The sequence below is a fragment of the Pseudochrobactrum sp. Wa41.01b-1 genome (genome assembly GCF_019464455.1).
GTDB lineage: Bacteria > Pseudomonadota > Alphaproteobacteria > Rhizobiales > Rhizobiaceae > Pseudochrobactrum > Pseudochrobactrum saccharolyticum.
Window position 1 is genome coordinate 1,647,546 of sequence record NZ_CP080493.1, and the last position, 15,279, is coordinate 1,662,824.

14 protein-coding genes are annotated in these 15,279 nt (G+C 51.4%); 5 read left to right on the forward strand and 9 right to left on the reverse strand.

Translation table 11 applies throughout. The annotated features are described in order from the left end of the window. Nucleotides 1-258 precede the first annotated feature (258 nt). Nucleotides 259-735, reverse strand: coding sequence for a hypothetical protein (locus tag K1X45_RS07720; RefSeq protein ID WP_075657321.1), 477 nt, complete (start codon nucleotides 733-735; stop codon nucleotides 259-261). Between the two features lie 53 nt (nucleotides 736-788). On the opposite strand from K1X45_RS07720, the gene K1X45_RS07725 reads away from it, so the two are divergent. Beyond that, the gene (locus K1X45_RS07725) at nucleotides 789-1,802 is read left to right on the forward strand and encodes an RluA family pseudouridine synthase (RefSeq protein WP_220160297.1); all 1,014 of its coding nucleotides are present in this window, start codon (nucleotides 789-791) and stop codon (nucleotides 1,800-1,802) included. Nucleotides 1,803-2,108: 306 nt separating this feature from the next. After that, nucleotides 2,109-2,984 (forward strand): RNA polymerase sigma factor RpoH, encoded by an 876-nt coding sequence (gene rpoH, locus K1X45_RS07730; protein WP_022710551.1) that lies wholly within the window; start codon nucleotides 2,109-2,111, stop codon nucleotides 2,982-2,984. A 130-nt stretch (nucleotides 2,985-3,114) separates the two neighbouring features. Here rpoH and K1X45_RS07735 read toward each other — a convergent pair whose 3' ends face one another. From K1X45_RS07735 to K1X45_RS07755, 5 genes are all read right to left on the reverse strand, one after another. Continuing rightward, nucleotides 3,115-4,581, reverse strand: coding sequence for a transcriptional regulator (locus K1X45_RS07735; protein WP_220160298.1), 1,467 nt, complete (start codon nucleotides 4,579-4,581; stop codon nucleotides 3,115-3,117). A 322-nt stretch (nucleotides 4,582-4,903) separates the two neighbouring features. Next, nucleotides 4,904-6,193, reverse strand: coding sequence for an adenylosuccinate synthase (locus K1X45_RS07740; protein ID WP_022710549.1), 1,290 nt, complete (start codon nucleotides 6,191-6,193; stop codon nucleotides 4,904-4,906). Nucleotides 6,194-6,398: 205 nt separating this feature from the next. Further along, entirely contained in the window at nucleotides 6,399-6,920 is a 522-nt protein-coding gene (locus K1X45_RS07745; RefSeq protein WP_220160299.1) for a GNAT family N-acetyltransferase, read from the reverse strand. Between the two features lie 130 nt (nucleotides 6,921-7,050). Further along, nucleotides 7,051-8,652 (reverse strand): phosphoglycerate dehydrogenase, encoded by a 1,602-nt coding sequence (gene serA, locus K1X45_RS07750; RefSeq protein ID WP_022710547.1) that lies wholly within the window; start codon nucleotides 8,650-8,652, stop codon nucleotides 7,051-7,053. Between the two features lie 214 nt (nucleotides 8,653-8,866). Then, nucleotides 8,867-10,033, reverse strand: coding sequence for a phosphoserine transaminase (locus K1X45_RS07755; RefSeq protein ID WP_220160300.1), 1,167 nt, complete (start codon nucleotides 10,031-10,033; stop codon nucleotides 8,867-8,869). Nucleotides 10,034-10,238: 205 nt separating this feature from the next. Between K1X45_RS07755 and K1X45_RS07760 the strand changes: the two genes are divergently transcribed. The 3 genes from K1X45_RS07760 to K1X45_RS07770 are packed head-to-tail and all read left to right on the forward strand — an operon-like array spanning nucleotide 10,239 to nucleotide 11,849. Continuing rightward, a complete protein-coding gene (locus K1X45_RS07760) occupies nucleotides 10,239-10,736 on the forward strand; it encodes a MarR family winged helix-turn-helix transcriptional regulator (protein ID WP_255560901.1) in 498 nt (165 codons plus the stop codon). Next, nucleotides 10,717-11,487 carry a DNA alkylation repair protein gene (locus K1X45_RS07765; protein WP_220160302.1) on the forward strand — a complete coding sequence of 257 codons (771 nt, stop codon included), beginning with the start codon at nucleotides 10,717-10,719 and terminating at the stop codon, nucleotides 11,485-11,487. Before K1X45_RS07760 ends, K1X45_RS07765 begins: the two co-directional genes overlap by 20 nt. A gap of 23 nt (nucleotides 11,488-11,510) precedes the next feature. Continuing rightward, nucleotides 11,511-11,849, forward strand: a complete 339-nt coding sequence (locus K1X45_RS07770; RefSeq protein ID WP_220160303.1) for a DUF6616 family protein — start codon at nucleotides 11,511-11,513, stop codon at nucleotides 11,847-11,849. A gap of 61 nt (nucleotides 11,850-11,910) precedes the next feature. Here K1X45_RS07770 and K1X45_RS07775 read toward each other — a convergent pair whose 3' ends face one another. The 3 genes from K1X45_RS07775 to glmM all read right to left on the reverse strand — a co-directional run bounded on the left by K1X45_RS07775 (nucleotide 11,911) and on the right by glmM (nucleotide 15,191). After that, nucleotides 11,911-12,624 carry an outer membrane protein gene (locus K1X45_RS07775; RefSeq protein ID WP_220160304.1) on the reverse strand — a complete coding sequence of 238 codons (714 nt, stop codon included), beginning with the start codon at nucleotides 12,622-12,624 and terminating at the stop codon, nucleotides 11,911-11,913. A 102-nt stretch (nucleotides 12,625-12,726) separates the two neighbouring features. Beyond that, a complete protein-coding gene (locus tag K1X45_RS07780) occupies nucleotides 12,727-13,593 on the reverse strand; it encodes an outer membrane protein (RefSeq protein WP_370627107.1) in 867 nt (288 codons plus the stop codon). Nucleotides 13,594-13,844: 251 nt separating this feature from the next. Then, entirely contained in the window at nucleotides 13,845-15,191 is a 1,347-nt protein-coding gene (gene glmM, locus K1X45_RS07785; protein ID WP_022710540.1) for a phosphoglucosamine mutase, read from the reverse strand. Nucleotides 15,192-15,279: the final 88 nt, after the last annotated feature.

Genomic DNA, 15,279 nt, shown 5'->3' on the forward strand with positions numbered 1-15,279 from the left:
AACTGAACCGTGACGATTTCAGATGTCACTTTTACAAAACTTGGAACTCTCGTCAAACCAACTGGAATGAAGAATCTCTGATGTGCAACTTATAAATGAATACCGGTCAGGCAAAGCCCTGATCCGGCCAGACTGTTGTTGTGCAATAGTTTATCCCGCACTTATATATGTCCAATACATGCCCAGCGGAAATTTGCAGACAACAAAAAGCTCCGCACCGGTACTGCCGGTGCGGAGCTGATCTGTCAAAACAGAAATCTATTCGAGATTGCCGAGGCGCATACGTCCGACAAAGCGCGACTGGCGATAGTCATAAATCATGATCTCGGTACCGCCATCCGGCAGCAGGGTCTCAAGCGATACAAGATTACCCGAGAGGCTCTGTGACAGGAGGCGTGTCCCCGGAGCCAGTTCCAGCTGGGATTCAACCATTGGCAGCGGCTCGGCAGCTTTGCCTTCTGCATTCTGCGCCTGCGCGTCTGTTTTCGGAGCCTGTCCCGGAATATCCGATTGAGCTGTTTCAGTTTCTGCTGTATCGGGTGCCTTGTTGATTTTATAGACAACCGCAGCCAGCACCGCCATAAGACCTATCACCATAATGGCGATTGATATAATCAGCAGGCGAACCATTTTACGACGCACACGTTCCATAGCCGGATCGAGTTGAGGCTCCTGATACGTCTGAGCAGCATATTGCTGCTGTTCCGGGTGCTCTTGATAATAGTGGTCCTGCATTAAGGTCTCCGATTACTGATATCGCGAGGCGTGATAACGAAGGGAAGAGACGATTGAAAGAGCTAATTGCCGACGCAGATGCCGCAGGGAAGCGGCTGGATCAGTGGCTTGCTTCTCAACTCACGCCTGATCTTTCACGAAATCGCATCCAATCACTCATAAGTGCCGGCCATGTACAGGTAGACAACCGGACTGTGAGTGAGCCTAAGCACAAATTGCGCGAAGGTTCAACGATTGTACTGCACATTCCGGAGGCCGAACCCGCTGAACCACAGCCGGAAGACATTCCGCTTGATCTCCTTTATGAAGATAATGACATAATTGTGGTCAACAAGCCTGCCGGACTGGTTGTACACCCGGGAAATGGCAACTGGACCGGAACTTTGGTTAACGCTTTGATACATCATTGCGGTGACAGCCTCTCCGGTATCGGCGGCGTCAAACGTCCGGGCATTGTTCACCGGCTGGATAAAGACACATCCGGCGTGCTGGTTGTCGCCAAACATGACAAGGCGCATCAGAACTTAAGCGCACAATTTGCCGATCACGGCCGCAACGGACTGCTGGAACGTGCCTATATGGCATTGGTCTGGGGTATGCCCGAGCGCCCTGCCGGTACAATTGACGCCCATCTCGGCCGCTCACATCGTGACCGCACCAAACAGGCAGTGGTGCGTGAAGATCGTGAAGATGCCCGCTACGCCATCACCCATTATACAATTGAAGAGCGTTTCGGTGAGAACAGCGATGCCACAGCACTCGCTTCCCTCGTAGAGTGCCGCCTTGAAACCGGACGCACCCATCAGATCCGTGTGCATATGGCGCATATCGGCCATCCGCTGATCGGCGATAGTGAATATGGCGGCGCTTATAAAACCAAGGCTAACCGTCTGACTGACGAACTGAAAACAACTGTACAGAATTTCCATCGTCAGGCACTGCATGCACGGTTGCTGGCTTTTGAACATCCGATGACCGGTGAATTTATGGAATTCACGGCTGACATGCCGGAAGATATGCAGATTCTGCTCGAAGCCTTCCGCCATGGCGGTCTAAAAGCTGATTAAAACCGGTTCGTCATATTAAATAATTGTAACAATCGGGAGCGGCGGCATGTTTGCTCCCGGTTGTTTTTTCCCTACAGACATTCCGTCACAATAATATTATTGATTTTCAATATGTTAATTAAAACACGCTTCTAAAATTTAATTCTGTAGTCATTTTGATAAAATTCTCGTGTTTTGTCACTTTGACCGTGTTTTCGCCTAAATTCTTCCTATATACTCACTTTATGCGACGAACTGTCTGAAATGGTTATCATACAGACGCGGGTTCGCCTCAATGGGAACCTGTCACAAAAAGGAGGGTGCTATATGGCCCGTGCAACTTTACCGGCTATCACCGCAGGTGATGGTGGTCTGACACGATATCTCGATGAAATCCGCCGCTTCCCGATGCTTCAGCCTCAGGAAGAATATATGCTTGCAAAACGCTATAGCGAGCATGCTGATCCGGAAGCCGCCCATAAACTTGTTACCAGTCACCTGCGTCTTGTGGCCAAAATTGCCATGGGGTATCGCGGCTACGGCCTGCCGATCGGTGAAGTGATCTCAGAAGGCAATGTCGGCCTGATGCAGGCGGTCAAGCGCTTTGAACCGGAACGCGGCTTCCGCCTCGCCACCTATGCTATGTGGTGGATCAAGGCCTCGATTCAGGAATATGTGCTGCGGTCGTGGAGCCTTGTCAAAATGGGCACCACCGCAAACCAGAAGCGTCTGTTCTTTAACCTGCGTAAGGCTAAGAATAAGATTCAGGCGCTGGATGACGGCGATCTGAACCCTGAACAGGTGAAAGAAATCGCTCACCGTCTGAGCGTTTCTGAGGAAGAAGTCGTATCCATGAACCGCCGTATGAGCGGCGACGCATCTCTGAATGCGCCGATCCGCGCTTCGGAAGGTGAAAGCGGTGAATGGCAGGACTGGCTGGTGGATGACAGCGCCTCTCAGGAACAGGTTCTGATTGACGAAGACGAGCTGAACAGCCGCCGCACCATGCTTGAATCAGCGATGTCCAAGCTCAATGACCGTGAACGCCGGATTTTTGAAGCCCGTCGTCTGGCAGAGGAACCGGTTACGCTTGAAGATTTGTCGACCGAATTCGGCATCAGCCGTGAACGTGTCCGTCAGATTGAAGTCCGCGCTTTTGAAAAAGTACAAGAGGCTGTCATGGCCTCTGCTGAAGCTGCATAAAAACGGATATCCCGTTTAGCATCCGGAATAAAACAAAACCGCCCTGTAACAAAGTACAAGGCGGTTTTTTATTACCACAGAGCTTAGCGTGTTGAATCTGCGTCACACGCTCTTGCCCTGTTTATTCTTATCAGTTGGCTGCCGGTGCTGTGTTGCCCCAGCTTTTCAGCACTTCATCAAAGACTTTATCACCCGGCACACCTTTTTCAATGCTGATCAGCGCACGGCGACCATTGCGATAGGTGATCGGAATATCAATCCATTGCTGACGGCGCATCAGCGACAGGTTCATATCAACAGCCGTACGGGCATCATTCAATGCCACAAGAAAGAAGTTATCCGCGATCTTCATCGGAATAGCTGCCAGCGGATTACCTGCGGCCTGTTCGGAATCCTTGAAGGTCACGCGCTGCACATTCTCAATCACGCCGCCGTCGAAATCATCCGGCACTGTATAGATCATCTCGATCAGATGGCTTGCAGGAATTGACTGATCCGCATTGCGGCGCAGGGTCATGCGCAGATTGATTTTTCTGTCCGGATAGCTGACATCGGCACGGATTGCCGGTTCATCCGGCACACCTTCGCCCGGTGAATCCTGCACCACTGACCAGACAACATTACCCTTGATTGCAGCCGATGTTTCACCGCCGCGCTGTTCTTCATAGAAGAAAGCCGGTTGTCCGACCGGAATAGTCTGCGCCTGTGTATTCGTGTTAGCCGCAGGCTGACCATTGGTCGCCGGAGCAGTTCCTGTCACCGGTGCATTGGAGGTTCCCTCACCGACTGTCGGCTTGTCACCGGAAGTCCCTGCATCCACTTCACTGCCATCCGGCAGCAAACGCTGGGTCAGCTTCTGTTCGCCTTCAGGCTTGGTCTGTGCCGGTGTTGTGTTGCTATCAGCATTACTGCCACTGTCATTATTCGTTGCAGGCGGTGTTGTTTCCGGCGGCGTTGTTGTTCCGGTGTCCGGTTCATCACCGGCATCTTCGCCTGCATCTGTCCCCTCACCGCTATCCGTTGAACCGGCTGTGAGCGAAGAAACATAATCCTTGATCTGATCCTGATAGGTCCAGCCTGCATAACCGGCACCGCCAAGCAGCAGAACTGCAATCAGTCCGGCAATCAGCCCTTTGGAGCTGCGGCTGCGTGGTTCTTCATCATAGTCATTATAAGAGGAGCGCTCGGCAAAACCGGATGTGTCATCACGGTCGTTCTGCCAGTCATCCTGCGTATTGCCATGCAATGTGCTGTCATGCGGATCATCCGGCAAGACAGAAGGTTCTGCATTTTGCTCATCAGCAACGCCGGCTTCCTGAACTGCCTTCAGAAAATCTTCCAGTGGATCAGTCGCCTGCTCCGGCTGTGCAGCTTCTTCAGCAGCGCGCTCGGCAGCACGGTAATCGGTTTCAACTTCCTCAATCGCCGCTTCGAGCATCTGGCGCTGACGCTGGGCAACCGCGTCCGGCGCATTTGCAGCCGTCAGCTTCTGCTCGATCGTGGAGCGGGCCTTCGCATAGACACGCTGACGAAGCGCCTGATCAGGATTTTCCTGAGCATCAATTGTCTTTTTCAGTACCGCTGCAAAATCTGCCATACTCTTCCAAATCCGTTACTGGCGACTGAATCTGCCTCTCCAAGCGCTTTTGCACAGCGCCATATCAGCCTATTCATGAGAAAATCAGATGAAATCTGAATGTTTTATTAAACATAAGTCTTAACGAATGCAAAGTTTACTGTGTAATTCAACACCTTACAGACGAACATAAACGATAAAATACCGTTAAAAAGTCCCCTATCACCCTGAAATCGTCCCCTGATCAACATGGAGCACTCCGCTTGCGCAATCAAGGGGCATAAAAGGCAAAAAAGGCGGGATCGAAATCCCGCCTTTTTCAAATCACATGATTTCAGAAATTTTAGTCCTGAAACGGATCTGTTACCAGAATTGTATCGTCACGCTCAGGGCTGGTCGAGAGCATGGAAACCGGCGTACCGATCAGCTCTTCAATATAGCGAACATATTTCACAGCCTGTGCTGGCAGCTCATTCCATGAACGGGCACCGGCAGTTGTGTCTTTCCAGCCTTCCAGTGTCTCATAGATCGGCTTGACGCGTGCCTGTGCATCCATCGAGGCTGGCAGATAATCAATACGCTTGCCGTCCAGCTCGTAAGCCACGCAAACTTTGATCTCGTCCAGACCGTCAAGAACGTCCAGCTTGGTCAGCGCAATACCGGTAATACCGGAAGTGCGTACAGTCTGCTTGACCAGCACCGCATCGAACCAGCCGCAACGGCGGGAACGGCCGGTGTTTACACCGACTTCACGACCAACGGTCGAGAGATGTTCACCGATTGCATCATCCAGTTCGCAAGGGAACGGACCTTCACCAACGCGGGTGGTGTAAGCCTTGGTAATACCGAGCACATAACCGATTGCTGTCGGGCCAAGACCCGAACCGGCTGCAGCCTGACCGGCAACAGTATTGGACGAAGTTACAAACGGATAAGTACCGTGGTCGTTATCGAGCAGCGCACCCTGCGCACCTTCAAACAGAATACGGGCACCGGCTTTGCGCTTGTCGTCCAGAATCTTCCAGACCTGATCCACATAAGGCAGGATCTTGTCAGCAACTTCTGTCAGTTCATTATGGATGCTGTCGACCGAAATTTCGGCCAGTCCCATACCGCGACGCAGCGCATTGTGATGGGTCAACAGGCGTTCAATTTTCGGACGCAGGCTTTCAGGCTCAGCCAGATCAATCACGCGGATGGCACGGCGGCCAACCTTGTCTTCATAAGCAGGGCCAATACCGCGTTTGGTGGTGCCGATTTTCAGACCGGCAGAACCGTCTTCACGGATCGCATCCAGTTCGCGGTGCAGAGACAGGATCAGAGGAGCATTTTCAGCAATGCGCAGAACTTCAGGGGTCACTTCAACGCCCTGTGCACGCAGCTTTTCAACTTCTGTCACGAAATGATGCGGGTCGACGACAACGCCGTTACCAATAACGGAAAGTTTGCCGCGTACGAGGCCGGAAGGAAGCAGTGCCAGCTTATAGCTTACACCGTCAATCACCAGAGTATGACCGGCATTGTGGCCGCCCTGATAACGCACGATTACATCAGCGCGTTCCGACAACCAGTCAACGATCTTACCTTTACCTTCGTCGCCCCATTGCGAGCCGACGACGATCACATTAGCCATGAAGAAAACTCCTCAGTACAGAATGTACAGCTTGTTTGGAATTTGAATCGAGCCTGTGACACATGCCGCTTTAGGCCCGCTCTTTCTAAAACGCGTGCTTATGCAAGCCCGTATTTTTTACAGAACGTGAGCTTCTATACAGCGTCACAACAAAAAGTGCGACTCCCGATTGCCGGAAATCGTACCTCTTCCTGCAAAAACTGGCTTATTTTGCCAGATTGCGCATCATGAAACGGGCATCTTCGGAGTAACTGAGCAGTTTTTCCTGCAAATGCGGCACATCCTGCACGGAGAATCCCTGTTTTTCCCAATAGGGCTGCGATCCGTTCACGGCCACCAGCGACAGTGAGTCGAAACCATGCGCTTCAGCCGTTTCCACGAGCAGTGTCACCAGCTTGCGTGCGGCACCGAATGCACGTGCCTGCGGCAGCAATGCCACATCATGCATATAGAAACTGTCGGCGCCTTCCGGAACCTGATGTAAAAGCGTGTTCAGCGCCGGTGCGGAAAAACGCATCCACGGATGGCTGAAACTATAACCGAGCAATTGTTTGTCACCCTGCAACACAAAAGCACCGGCAGCAAAGACACTCAGCCGGTCAGCAAAAATAGCAGGATCCTCAGGAAAATCCGGATGCACAATGCAGCTCATATCATGCACTTCCGACAAGTCGGATGGCTGCATCAGCCGCCAGTCAGCAGTCAGCGACGCTTTATTCTCAGACATAATCATTGCCTTTATTCATATGACGGAATGCTTCGTCAATTTCCCGTCAGTTGATAAAGCACATCCCGAAAAGCACAAAACGCTTTCCGGGATGCCTGTTCATTTTAGATAATCAGAGTTCGCTCTCTAATCAATCCGCAGCGATATCAAAGACCAGCGGGCGTGCCTGCACAATGGCTTCATTGGCACGCAACACATCAAGAACCGCATCTGGAATACGCTCATCCAGATAGAGAAGCGCAATCGCATCGCCGCCCATGCGCTCACGACCAAGCGAGAAGTTTGCAATATTCACGCCGTGATTACCGCAAACTGTACCCAGCCAGCCGATCATGCCCGGCGTGTCATTATTGGTGGTATAAAGCATATGCTGACCAACTTCCGCATCCAGATTGATACCTTTGATCTGGATAAAGCGCGGCTTGCCATCGGAGAAGCAGGTGCCGGCAATCGAGCGGGTGCGTGTTGTCGTGCGCACAGTGATCTTGATGTAACCGTCGAACACGCCGGATTTATCGCGCTTCACTTCTGATACGATAATACCGCGTTCTTTCACCATCACCGGTGCCGATACCATGTTGACATCGGAGACCTGCGGGCGGATCAGACCGGCCAGCGCCGCACTCATCAAAGCACGGGTATTCATGGCTGCGGTGGAACCGTCAAACAGGATTTCCACTTCCTGAATAGGCTCATCCGTCACCTGACCAATAAAGGCACCCAGAACTTCAGCCAGTTTTACAAACGGCTTGAGGCGCGGTGCTTCTTCCGCAGTGATCGACGGCATGTTGATCGCATTGGTGACAGCACCCTTGATCAGATAGTCGGCCATCTGCTCGGCAACCTGCAGCGCCACATTTTCCTGCGCTTCCGAGGTCGAAGCACCAAGATGCGGGGTACAGACCACATTCGGCAAATTAAACAATTCGGACTCTGTTGCCGGTTCTACTTCAAACACGTCAATACCGGCACCGGCGACTTTGCCCGATTTCAGGGCCGCAACCAGATCAGCTTCAACAATCAGACCACCACGGGCACAATTGATAATGCGCACGCCGTCTTTCATCTTGGCGATGTTTTCCGCATTAATGATATTGCGGGTCTTATCGGTCATCGGCGTATGCAGGCTGATGAAATCAGCGCGTGCCAGCAGATCGTCCAGCTCGACCTTCTCAACGCCCAGTTCCTCCGCACGGCCTTCCGAGAGGAACGGATCGAAAGCCACCACATGCATTTTGAGGCCAATGGCGCGGGTTGCAACAATCGAACCGATATTACCGCAACCGATGACACCGAGCGTCTTGCCGGTAATTTCCACACCCATGAAGCGGTTCTTTTCCCACTTACCGGCGCGGGTTGACTGGTCAGCTTCCGGCAACTGGCGGGCAACAGCAAACATCAGCGCAATCGCATGTTCCGCAGTGGTGATCGAATTACCAAAAGGCGTATTCATCACGATGATACCGCGGCGCGAGGCAGCAGGAATATCCACATTATCCACACCGATACCAGCGCGGCCAACCACTTTAAGGTTTTTTGCTGCTGCAATCAGCTTATCGGTCACTTTGGTAGCGGAACGGATCGCCAGACCATCATATTGGCCGATAACTTCGAGCAGTTTTTCTTTGTCTTTTCCGAGATCCGGCAAATAATCCACTTCAACGCCGCGATCTTTGAAGATCTGCACTGCGGTTGGTGACAATTTATCCGAAACGAGAACGCGAGGTGCCATAACGGCCTCCGTAATTGTGTGATAGCAGAAAATAAGGGTGGTGTGCCGCAACCGTCCCAACACAGTTGCAGCGGGTACTCAGCATGATCCCGAAAAGTGGAAACCGGTTTTCGTATAAGATCATGCGCAATCAAAAGATTAGAGCGGGATAACTATTCAGCTAAAGACATCACGCTCTAACAATGCTCATAGCCTTGCGGCCGTATGAATGATCTTAGGAAAGCTGCGCTTTTTGCGTCTGAAATGCCCAGTCAAGCCAAGGCAGCAATGCCTGCAGGTCTGATGTTTCAACCGTTGCACCGGTCCAGATACGCAGCCCCGACGGTGCATCACGATAGGCACCGATATCAAAGGCAACGCCTTCTTTTTCCAGCAGAGCCACAATCGCTTTGGCAAAAGCAGCCTGAGCATCTGCCGGCAGTGCTGCAACCTGCGCATCTTTGATCGACAGGCAAACAGAGGTATTGGAGCGCGTTTCCGGCACAATAGCCAGATTGGCAAGCCAGTCGCTCTTTTCAACAAAATCATTGAGCACGGCAAAATTCTTATTCGCACGCGCCATCAGACCCTGAAGACCACCGATCGACTGCGCCCATTGCAGCGCGTCCAGATAATCTTCAACGCAGAGCATCGAAGGTGTGTTGATGGTTTCGCCGGTGAAGATACCTTCAATCAGCTTGCCGCCTTTGGTCATGCGGAAGATTTTCGGCAGCGGCCATTGAGGCTTATAGCTTTCAAGGCGCTCTACTGCGCGCGGGGAAAGGATCAGCATACCATGCGCGCCCTCACCGCCGAGCACTTTCTGCCATGAGAAAGTAACGACATCGAGCTTGCTGTAATCCATATCCTGCGCAAATGCCGAAGAGGTGGCATCACAAATGGTCAGACCTTTACGGTCTGACGGAATGAAATTTGCATTCGGCACACGAACGCCGGAAGTGGTGCCGTTCCATGTGAAAACCACATCACGGTCGAAATCCACTTTAGCGAAATCAACGATTTCACCATAAGGCGCATCAAATGTGCGGACATCTTTGAGCTGAAGCTGCTTTACAACATCGGTGACCCAACCGGCACCGAAGCTTTCCCACGCGACCATATCAACGCCGCGCTCACCAAGCAGTGACCACAAAGCCATTTCCATCGCACCGGTATCCGATGCCGGTACAATGCCGATGCGGTAATCTGCTGGAATCTGAAGAATTTCACGGGTCAGGTCAATCGCTGCTTTGAGCTTTGTCTTGCCGAGTTTAGCGCGGTGCGACCGTCCGAGCGGTGCATCTGTAAGCGCTTCCAATGTCCAGCCTGGACGCTTGGTGCAAGGACCTGAAGAAAATTGTGCATTAGCCGGACGGATGTCTGGCTTTGGAAAAGTCGTCATCTGTATCTACCCTTTCAGATAGCACGCTTCCCGTTGGGGAGAAGTGGCCCACTGACTAAGCTATATAAAAGCCACGTCACGCGCAAGTGGGTCAGAAACGAAACCGTCACAGAATTTATCATCTGCGACAAAATTACATCATCCGCATCAATCTTGACATTTAGTTAGGCGCCATACTATATGTTGCCGTATGGATATTTTAGAAATGAAACATCACGCCCTTTTGGGTGCGGAAACACCGGAAAACAGCCATTATCAAAATATGCGCCTGTGTTTTGAACTGCTGAGCGCAGCAAAAATGATCGACCAGAGCTGCGCGCAACGTCTCGCCCCTTACCAGCTCTCCGAGAGCCGTTTTGTGATTTTGTTTCTGCTGCAACAGGAACCTAAAGGACTGGCACCCCATCTTTTGGCAGAGCGTGCCGGAATCACCCGCGCCACTTTAACCGGCCTGCTCGACGGGCTGGAACGCGATGGTTTTCTCATTCGCAATCACAGCCAGACAGACCGCCGCTCTATTATCGTGACTCTGGCGGACAAAGGAAAACAGACCGCAACATCGCTGGTGAGCGATCATTCACAATGGATTGCCTCTCTGATGGCGCCGCTGAATGAACAAGAGAAACAAATGCTCAGTACTTTACTGGGTAAAATCTGGACAGCGGCACAGGAGCCAGCAGACCATGACCAAAGCACCCGTTAAATCTGTCCGCCGCATGAGCGACATCACACCGGAACGATTGGCCGAACTGAATAACGGTACAGCTGAAACCACTGTGCTGACTGAATGTCTGGCCATTGATTTCGCCCTTTTGATGCAGGCTGTTTTTCCGGATATTCCGGCAGAAATACATCAACAACTCAGCGGTACTACGGCTGGTATCACCGCCCGCATGGCACTGGCAGCACAATTACTTCACAACCACGGTGAAATCAGCCTGAATGATCTGAATATACATCAATCAGACACAATCCGTGGCTGGGCATGTTATTTCATCGCCCAGAAACAGCAGCTTTCCCTGCAAGAGAAGCTGGAACTGATCCGCCCTCTTGCCGATGATCATCATTTTGGCGTGCGCGAATGGGCATGGCTGGCACTACGCAATGATCTTATCGCGCAACCGGAACAGAGCTTCAGCCTATTGCAGCCATGGACGAATGACCCGTCCTATAAAATCCGGCGCTATGCCTGCGAGGCTGTCCGCCCGCGCGGCGTATGGTGCGCCCATTTTAACCTGCTGAAAACACAGCCGGAACTGGTACTACCTATCCTTGAAGCGCTCCGCAGTGATCCGGAAATTTATGTGCAGGATTCTGTCGCCAACTGGCTCAATGATGCCTCCAAAACCACACCGGATTGGGTGCGCAGCCTTTGTGAGCGCTGGCTGCAGGAAAGCACCTCACCTTCTACTGCCCGCATCTGCAAACGCGCTTTGCGGACACTCAACAAATAATCCTCCCCGTAAATGAGACTGATATGACCCATTATCTTGCAGAATTATACAGCCCTAAAGCGGCATGGCTTGCCCTGCCACCCGCGCAACGTCAGGCGTTCTTCGCCACAATCGGCTCAGGCATGGGTAGCCTGTCTGAATTTGGCATTGAGCCACTAGCCTTTGGCCAGACCGATCCGTCTCAACTCCATCCGGCACAGCAGCAGTTTTTCGCCATCTGGAAATTCACAGATAAAGCGGCCGTTACAGCTTTGCTGGAAGCCATTCATGCAACCGGCTGGCATGATTATTTTGACACCATCAATGCAGCAGGTGAAGCAACCGATATGAACACACATCTGGCACAGCTCGCCGCCTGCTAAACAAAAAATGCCGCGTTTATGGAAACGCGGCATTTCAATATTAGCAGAGATTTTAACCTGCTCACCAGGTTGTCATACGCAGACCTGCGCGAATCTGATGCGATTCCAAACCTTTATCCGCATAGGTGTTCCCACCTTCGTTCGCTGCATCTCCAGATGAAATACGGGCATACCGATAACCAAGATCAAATTTAATATTCTCGGTCACATCAATCGCTGCACCGGCCATCAATGCCCATTGCAGACGTGTCGTATTTCGACCATCAATTAAATTCTTACCCGTATCTGCGTCTTTATAACCAACTTTATAATCCATATTGGCCATGCCAAGACCGGCACCGATATAAGGCGTCACACCGGAGAAATTGCCAATATCATAATAGGCATTGGCCATAGCTTCCCAGATATCCGCTTCAATCGGTTCTCCGCCAACCTTCAGCTTACGATAACCGGCTGTAATATCGCCACGAATATTATCGGTGAACTGATAGCCGACGCCACCACTATAAGCGGCTGTGGCCTTTACTTTTCCACGCAACAATTCGTCGTCACCTTTAAGACGAGCTTTTGCATTCACTGACGGCACATAAGCGATATCACCGCGCAGATACCAGCCCGATCCGATTTCCACCGGCTTGTAAACGTCCTGCTCGACAGGTGTCGCATAAAGAATCTGATCGAGATCGGCGGCCTGCGCCACTCCGTTTGCAGCGGATAGTGCGAAAACTGCAATCACTGCTTTATGCAATGATGTGAATGAAGATTTTTTCATCATCTGCATCCTGTAATTCTGTTTTCCGCCTCACATGAGACTGAAATACTAAATGGAAATCTGTGCGGACTGTGCTGCGCCTTTTAGGGCGCAGCACAAATTCACTTACTTATAAACCGGTGTTGTCACATCATTGTAAGCGACCGGACGGCTGTAACCGCCGAACTGGTAACGCAGACCAACGCGAACATCGTGAATATCAAAGCTGCGATCAAAGCCACGGCCGATATCTTTTGTTGCACCGAACATTTCGCCACCTTCAATGCGGCGGAAGCGATAACCGGCATCCAGCTTCAGGCTCTGTGTCAGATCATAGGAGAGACCGGCCATCAAAGCCCAGGTAAAGCGCCAGCTTGCAGAACCGTAATGAACCGTCGAGCCAGACTGATCAAAGCCAGGATCAATCGTATTGGTCAGATCACCCCATTTGATGCGCGTACCACCGATACCGGCACCGACATAAGGTGTGAAACCGTTGAAATTACCCAGATCAATATAGGCATTGGCCAGAATGGACAGCGCCGACATTTTTGCTGTGTCGTTAGACACGCAATCGGCATAAGCATTATTGGCTGTGCAAACGCCGCTCGTTGAACCGCTGAACTTCGCGCGGGTCAGATAATCGACGGTCAGATCTGTACGGAAATAATCCGTCACCTGATAACCGACACCACCGCCGAGCAGGAATGAGCCTTTCAGCTTACCATCCAGTGAATTTTCACCAAAGCTGGTTCCCGAGCAGGTGCTGCCACATCCCTTGTCAATCGTCGCATAGTTGGCACCTTTGAATTTCGCGCCGGCATAACCGATGTCGCCACGCAGATACCAGCCGCCGACAGGCGCAGGCGGAACCACCACTTCAGGAATGATTGGTTCAGGGATATCTACGATATCCGCCGCAAAGACCGAGGAAACAGAGCCCGCCATTGTCAGCCCTGCAACACCGGCGATAAGCAAATTCTTTAAGTTCATCATAGCGTGTCCTATCGCATTTCCACGGCCATGTAGCACCGGGACGACTATTCTCAGACACACCATAATTCGGAAAGGTTAAATGCTACTTAACCTTGTTTATTCACGATATTTATTAATAATTACGCATGTAACCATATAAAAAAGAGGAGCAAAAAATGCCCCTCTTTGCGTTGAAAATATTCAGTTTTATACATGAGCGATACAGATTACCGCAGATGAAGACAGGCACAAATTCGTAAACCGGCCCGTTATTTTGCTGCTGTTCTGATCGATGTGATAATATCATCGACGACAGTTTCAACCAGTTTATGGTCGTCACCCTCAGCCATTACGCGGATCAGAGGTTCAGTCCCTGAAGGACGGATCACAACACGGCCAGTGCTGCCAAGAGCATTTTTGCCTTCTTCGATCGCCTGAATAACTGTTTTATTCTCAAGCAATTTTCCGCCGGCAACGCGGATATTTTTAAGAATCTGCGGCACGGGCTGAAATTTACGGCAAACTTCGCTCAGCGGACGTCCCTGCTCCTGCATAACAGCAAGAATTTGCAGCGCAGAGATCAAACCATCGCCGGTCGTACCAAATTCAGACAGCACAATATGACCCGACTGTTCGCCACCGACATTGAAACCGTTCTCACGCATATGTTCAACAACGTAACGGTCACCGACTTTGGTGCGCGCCAGTGTCAGCCCCTGATCGCCGAGGAAACGCTCCAGACCAAGATTGGACATAATGGTCGCAACAATACCGCCGCCAACGAGACGTCCGCTCTTTGACCAGCTTTCCGCAATCACAGCCATCAGCTGATCGCCGTCAATGATGGTGCCGTTTTCATCAACCATCAGCACACGATCCGCATCACCATCAAGGGCAATACCAACATCGGCGCGGGTTTCATGAACTTTACGGATCAGACCTTCCGGATGGGTGGAACCACAATCCTCATTAATATTCGTACCATTCGGTGTATTATTAATGGTGATAACTTCAGCACCGAGTTCCCACAAAGCAGCCGGTGCCACTTTATAAGCTGCACCATTAGCGCAATCGACCACAATACGCAGACCATTCAGCGACAAATGACGCGGCATGGTACGCTTGGCAAACTCAATATAACGGTAAATATCGCCGTCAACGCGTTTCGCCCGACCAACTTCGCCATGGCTGCTCATATGCGCGCTCATGTCATCATCAATCAGCTTTTCGATCTGCAATTCCAGCGCGTCTGACAGTTTATAACCGTCAGGGCCAAACAGCTTGATGCCATTATCATAATAAGGATTGTGCGAGGCGGAGATCATCACACCGATATCTGCACGCAATGAACGGCACAGCATGGCAACAGCCGGTGTCGGGATCGGCCCCAGAAGAAACACTTCCATGCCCATGGAGGTAAAACCGGCAACAAGCGCATTTTCCAGCATATAGCCCGAACGACGGGTATCCTTGCCGATCACCACACGCTGCCCCTGTCCGCCATCGCGGAATGACAAGCCTACAGCCATACCGACCCGCATAGCGATATCCGGCGTCATCGGAAAAGAATTAGCCTTACCGCGAATGCCGTCAGTACCAAAATATTTACGGGACATATTCAAGCCTTTTCTTTGCGCAGTGCCATACCTGCCTTATTCTAAAGAACAGAAAACAGGCTTCTCTTAAAACTAGCAATGCAGCGAT